Consider the following 6,082-nt stretch of genomic DNA (forward strand, 5'->3'; position numbering starts at 1 on the left):
TCGCCGCACATCGGAGGACAAGCGCAGGTTTTACGCACGGCGACGACGCTTAGGCGTAGGATCCATTGTCAGAAGGATTGAGACGGGCTATATAGTTCCACAGTTATTTGCGTACAATTTGGGGAGTAAGGAAAGCGATCGCTCTTCCTCCTGTGCTCGTTCTTTACTCTTTAGCCAGTCAGAGTCCGAACAAGTCTCCCTCATCGGTTTGTTATTGCCCTCTAAAAATCCGTAATTTCTCGGATTGACAAAAATACTCTTTTAAAAAATCGGTATTTTTTTGTAAGTTCAGCTAGTTTTTTATCAAGTTATACACTACTCAAACACGAGGGCAAACATCAGCGTGTTGTAATAACGGTGGGCGTTAAATTTTCAGCCCATCAACTTCAGTGAGCTTCTATGAACGAGTAAATAGAAGATAACTTCAGGTGAAAAGGTTTATTTTCGTGGTCTTACTCGTCAGTTAAGGCTAGTTAGTCTATCCCAAGATTTAGAGGAAGAAACAACATGACATTCAAAATTCTCAGCTTAGATGGGGGCGGCATTCGGGGAGTTTTGTCCGCCATTCTTTTAAAGCAAGTAGAAGATACCATCAGAGAGAAGAAGGGACAAAAACTGCATGAATATTTTGATTTGGTTGCCGGGACATCCACTGGGTCAATTTTGACAGGGGGTATTGCTTGTCAGATGGATGCCCACGACATGATTGATATTTACAAAACAGATGGAACAGACATTTTCCTAGAATCAATTCGTAAGCAGCGAAAATGGCGAAAACTTAGTCAAGCATTTGGCAGCGACGTTTTATATCCCCATGAAGAGGGAGAGCGAGGTTTAGCCAAAGTCTTGCAACAAAAATTAGTTCACAAGACGTTGCATCGAACGCCAAAAATGTGCGAGATAGTTCAACCCAATATTTTGATTCCTGCTTATGACGTTTATTCCCGGAATACCACATGGTTTTGTAATAATCATGCTGATCCGGGAAAGGGGTTGGATAGCAACGCTGAAACATGGTACGACAACATCGAACTCTGGAAAATCTGCACAGCATCAGCATCGGCACCTACATTTTTCCCGCCTTATGAACTTCCTTATAATGCCGACCAAACGCTCCCCCATATTGATGGGGGCGTGTCCTGTAACAACCCTTCATTAGTTGCAATTGCTCATGCCTTGTTGACCCACAAAAAGAACGGATTACAATTGAGCGATATTGCTGTTTTATCCATTGGAACGGGCAATACAAGTCGTCCCTACGAATATCAAGACATCAAAGAATGGGGAGCACTAGGATGGATTAAGAATTTGCCAAACATTTTCATGAACCCTCATGCGAAAAATTCCGAAGATATTTGCTCCCAAATTTTAGAAAGTGCGGGGGAAGATCATCTCCGGTTGAATTTCGATTTAAACGAGCAATTCAAAGGAGAACCCGAACCGGGCAGACTACGGCAATTGCTAGATAAGCCCTATAACAAATACATTGCTGAAATGAAAAATCAGCAGAAAGAAGTCAGCGAGGATATTGACAACCCAGAGAATTGTCCAATCTTAATAGAAGCGGCTGAATGCTATCTTGATTGTGGTAAAACCTACTATAAAGAGGGATGGGTTCCTGTTCGAGAAGCAACTCAACAGTTTATTGAATCCCATTAAACTATGCCACAACAAATGGAGTACAATCTCTCTACTTTTCTTGAAGCCGGTACAGGAATTCAGTAGAGTCAATGTACTCCATAAAAACCCCCACCCTTGAGGGTGCGGGTTTTTGCTATTTTATTTTTTGGAGTTCCCCAAAACCCATCATCTCTGATGGCAATTTATCCCTGGGCCACGAGGAAAGCGACGGCTTCAACATGGGAGGTTTGGGGAAAGAAATCTGCCGGTTGTAAGCAACTCAGGCGATAAATTCCGCTATCACAGAGGATTTTCAGGTCCCGGGCGAGGGTGGCGGGTTTGCAACTGATGTAAACGATGCGTTCAGGTGCAATTTGAATGAGGGTATCGAGGACGCTGCGATCGCACCCTTTTCTTGGCGGATCCAATAACACGATATCCGGTTTCTCTCCTGCCGGTAATCCCAGACTCTCTAACTGTGGCAATAGTTTTTCAACCAACCCTTCATGAAAGGAGACATTTGTCAAGCCATTGAGTCGAGCATTTTCTTGGGCGATCGCGATCGCAGCGGGATTAATTTCCAAACCGATCGCCTCTTTTACCCGTTTGGCGAGGGGGAGGGTAAAGGTCCCAATCCCACAATAGGCATCAACCAATCGCTCAGTCCCCTGCAAATCCAGGCGCGAGGCGATCGCCTCTAACAGAACCTCAGCCATTTCCGGATTCACCTGAAAAAACGTATCTGAGCGCAGTTGTAACTGCACTCCGGCAAATTCATCCACAAAATAGGGTTGACCCGCCACACAGCGCGTTTCTGACCCTAAAATCGCATTAGTCCGGTCGGGATTGTAATTGAGACAAACTCCCACCAAATCCGGATAGCGACTCAACCATTCCTCCGCCTGAGCCTCAATATCCATCACCTTGCGATTTGCAGAGACCAAAGTCAACAAAATCTGTCCAGTACGGCGACCAATTTGCAGCGCCAGGTGCCGTAGATTGCCTCGGTGTTCCGTTTCATTGTAAATCGACCATCCCCGGTCCTGAATGTCCTGTTTCACCTCAGCCAGGAGAGGATTTAATCTGGGATCCTGCACGGGACATTGATTTAAGTTAACCAAGCGATGACTATTTTTTTCATAGTATCCCGCTTGGACCTTGCCCGAAGGCGATCGACTGAGGGGATAGGTGGCTTTGTTGCGATAGCCAAAAGGAGAAGGAGAGGGCAAAATTGGTTCTACTGCGGGGTTCTCAATTCCGCCAATCCGGGCGATCGCCTGGGTGACCAGATTTTGCTTCGCTTGGAGTTGGGCCGAATAAGCCACGCTTTGCCACTGACAACCGCCGCATTTATCCGCGACGATACAATGAGGGCGGATCCGGTTTGGAGCGCGTTCTAGGACCTCTAGGAGCTTGCCCTGGGCATATTGAGGCTTAACCCTGACCAGCCGGACCAGTAAGCGATCCCCAGGAACTGCATCGGGAACGAACACCACGCGCCCCTGATAGCGCCCCACCCCGTCCCCAGTGTCGCTCAAATCCTCAATTTCTACTTCGATCGCGGAACCTTGCTGCCAATTTTCATCCCGTCGATCCCCGACTGCGTAATTGTTTTGCCCATTAGTGGCACTCACTGTAAATCTACCTCTCTTTATTTGTGTTCCCCTCAATGGCTAAACTACAACAGATGGATCTCCGATGTTTTGTAAAACCATGAGTGTAGTCAGTCAAGTTATTCTCAAAGCCGACGATGAGCTCCGTTATCCGACGAACGGGGAACTCACCAGTTTAACACAATTTTTTCAAACCGGCCAGCAACGGGTACGAATTGCTACTACGTTAGCTGAGAACGAGAAGAAAATTGTGGAACAAGCCAGCAAACGCCTCTGGCAAAAGCGCCCCGATTTTATCTCTCCGGGGGGCAATGCCTACGGCCAACGCCAACGGGCTCAGTGCCTCCGGGACTTCGGTTGGTATCTGCGTCTAGCCACTTATGGCGTACTCGCCGGGGACAAAGATCCGATTGAAAAAATCGGCATCATTGGTGCCCGGGAAATGTACAACGCCCTGGGCGTTCCGATGCCGGGAATGGCGGAGTCTATTGTCTGTCTGAAAGAAGCGTCCCTGGCGCTTCTGAGTCAAGAAGATGCGAATGCTGCTGCCCCCTACTTTGACTACATCGTTCAAGCGATGTCCTAAGTCAAGGAGCATTTCAAATCCAATTTTGATTAGCTAGATTGTAGCGGATAGCGCTTAGTGCAGCAAGCATTAATACCTATCCGCTATTCTTTTTGGGAAACAACCCACAACCCTAAATGTAGGGGCGCGAGGGTGATCGCCCCTACATCGGTTATAAAGAAAGCCAGCAAGATGCACGCACTACCCAAGATTCGGACAGTAGGGTGGGCATTGCCCACCGTAATTCAGTAGGGTGGGCATTGCCCACCGTAATTCAGGTGGGCATTGCCCACCCTAATCCTTATAATGCCAATCTCCCCAATCCCTTGAGTAAATAAAAAAAAGATCCGGAAAATCTATAAAAAATTGGCTTATTTAGACGGGCATTAAGATAAGCAGCTAATCAGTAGCGTCAGGGTTCATTTGATGCAATTACTATCAAGATAATCCACAAGAACTGGTCTATGATGAATAAAATAAGCAGCTATCCCCTTGTTCTAATTACTTTATCGTTACTGAGTGCAGTAACGGTTACTCTAGGGAGTCAGGGAGAGAGAGTAGATGGGGGTAAAGTCCTGGCAAATGTTCCCACAGTTCAGCCGAGTATGAACGCCCAGCAACGGGTTATTTATGTTGATCCCAAGCGGGGAAATGACTCTGTAAGTGCTGGTCAAAGTGAATCGAATGCGTTAAGAACTATTACTGCTGCTTTGGAACGGGCGCAGTCGGGAACCGTGATTCAATTGGCCTCGGGACGCTATCATGCAGGGGAAGTTTTTCCCTTGAAACTGCAACCGGGAGTGATTCTGCGCGGGGATGAAAGTGGTCGCGGGGATGGGGTGGTGATTACCGGAGGAAATACCCATCTCAGCCGAATTTGGGCGGGTCAAAATATTACGATATTAGCCGGAGATAGTAGCCAAATTCTCGGGGTGACCGTTACGAACCCTAATGCTTATGGGACTGGTGTTTGGATAGAAAATGCCAATGCGATTGTTAGAAATAGTACCTTTACTAATAATAATCGTGAGGGTATTTTTGTATCGGGGACGGCTCAACCGATTATCGAAAATAATCAGTTTATGTATAATGGGGGAAATGGAATTTCGGTAACCAAGGAGTCGAAAGGGGAAATTCGCCGGAATGTGTTTCAGGATACGGGTTTTGCCCTGGCGATCGGGCATAATGCCGCCCCGGTGGTTGCGGGGAATCACATTCATCAAAATCGGATTGGGATTGTGGTGACGCAAGCGGCGCGTCCGATTTTAGAGGGGAATATTATCGAAAATAATAGCGATTATGGGTTAGTGGCGATCGCCGAATCTCAGCCTCAGATTGCAGCTAGTAATACGTTTCGCGGCAACGAACGGGAAAATCAATTAATTGCCCGCAATCCCCAGGGAATTCCGCCGACTCCGGAAGAACCTAATGGCGTTCAACAGGCTTATTTTACCTGCGAACCCTACGGCATAAATTACGCAACGGTGGCCCAACAAGGGTATGCCTCGATTCCCCAAGCGATGATTGTTTGGAAGAGTTCGGAGGTGGATTTACCTGAAAATCGCTGCAATGAAGTGACCCAGAAGTTAAACCAAAAGGTGACGGCTTATGGGGGTCAATTGCATAAAATGTTATTTGCAACGGGACGGGTGAATAATGACCGGGTGATTTGTTTAGTGAAGGATTTACAAGACGGTTGTCAGCCGGATAATATGTTGTTTACGTTGAGCGGATTTAATGCTAGTGACCCGACTCAAGTTTTGCGGCAGTTGATTGCTTTTAGTGTGGAAGGCAAGGGCAATCCGGTGCAAGAGTTTGGTGAGGAGGCGATCGCCCCCTTAGAATCGGTGGCCCAAAATCTACAACCGGCATTGGGATTGTGGTTTGTCACGGGGGTAACTCAATAACGGTGCAGGCGATCGCCACTCTTTCTTTAGTTTATTTTCTCCTCAATACCTTGGGGCAATTTGCCTCTAGTAAGGCGCGGTTTATTCTGCGTCTTTTTTGTTATATAGCAAGCCTAAATCAGTTGTGGAATCAGACCTCTCCCCCAACCCCTCTCCTACAAGGAGAGGGGAGCAGGAGAGGGCATAAATCATTTAGGATTGCTATAGAAATTAACTGTTGTAATGGTTGATTTTACTTTAGGTGTGATTAGGCTAATTCACATCATTATGTCGGGCTTAAATGACTGGAGGCAGAGCCTCCAATTGTGCGTGACTCGGCAGAACCAAGTCACAAGAGACCAACAACAAACAACAAATGACAAACCACAAATGACAAA

At 46.8% G+C, this 6,082-nt stretch carries 5 protein-coding genes; 4 read left to right on the forward strand and 1 reads right to left on the reverse strand.

All coding sequences use genetic code 11. From position 1 onward, the window contains the following. Together J0895_RS03050 and J0895_RS03055 are read left to right on the forward strand one after the other, a co-directional pair. On the forward strand, nucleotides 1–235 hold a 235-nt coding region (locus tag J0895_RS03050), incomplete at its 5' end, for a hypothetical protein (protein WP_207086660.1). Between the two features lie 272 nt (nucleotides 236–507). Then, complete coding sequence (locus J0895_RS03055; RefSeq protein ID WP_207086661.1) at nucleotides 508–1,659, forward strand: patatin-like phospholipase family protein; 1,152 nt, start codon at nucleotides 508–510, stop codon at nucleotides 1,657–1,659. Nucleotides 1,660–1,823: 164 nt separating this feature from the next. On the opposite strand, the gene rlmD is transcribed toward J0895_RS03055, so the two are convergent. Further along, nucleotides 1,824–3,254 (reverse strand): 23S rRNA (uracil(1939)-C(5))-methyltransferase RlmD, encoded by a 1,431-nt coding sequence (gene rlmD, locus J0895_RS03060; protein WP_207086662.1) that lies wholly within the window; start codon nucleotides 3,252–3,254, stop codon nucleotides 1,824–1,826. Between the two features lie 79 nt (nucleotides 3,255–3,333). Between rlmD and apcD the strand changes: the two genes are divergently transcribed. Continuing rightward, entirely contained in the window at nucleotides 3,334–3,819 is a 486-nt protein-coding gene (gene apcD / locus J0895_RS03065) for an allophycocyanin subunit alpha-B (protein WP_207086664.1), read from the forward strand. Nucleotides 3,820–4,262: 443 nt separating this feature from the next. Then, nucleotides 4,263–5,705 carry a DUF1565 domain-containing protein gene (locus tag J0895_RS03070; RefSeq protein WP_207086663.1) on the forward strand — a complete coding sequence of 481 codons (1,443 nt, stop codon included), beginning with the start codon at nucleotides 4,263–4,265 and terminating at the stop codon, nucleotides 5,703–5,705. The last annotated feature ends 377 nt before the right edge of the window (nucleotides 5,706–6,082 follow it).

This window comes from Phormidium pseudopriestleyi FRX01, from assembly GCF_017313335.1.
In the GTDB taxonomy this organism is placed as follows: Bacteria; Cyanobacteriota; Cyanobacteriia; order Cyanobacteriales; family Laspinemataceae; genus Laspinema; species Laspinema pseudopriestleyi.

What these genes read in the sequence shown, in the direction of transcription:
- J0895_RS03055 (WP_207086661.1), top strand. Translation starts at nt 508, where the DNA reads ATGACATTCAAAATTCTCAGCTTAGATGGGGGCGGCATTCGGGGAGTT.
- apcD (WP_207086664.1), top strand. Translation starts at nt 3,334, where the DNA reads ATGAGTGTAGTCAGTCAAGTTATTCTCAAAGCCGACGATGAGCTCCGT.
- J0895_RS03070 (WP_207086663.1), top strand. Translation starts at nt 4,263, where the DNA reads ATGATGAATAAAATAAGCAGCTATCCCCTTGTTCTAATTACTTTATCG.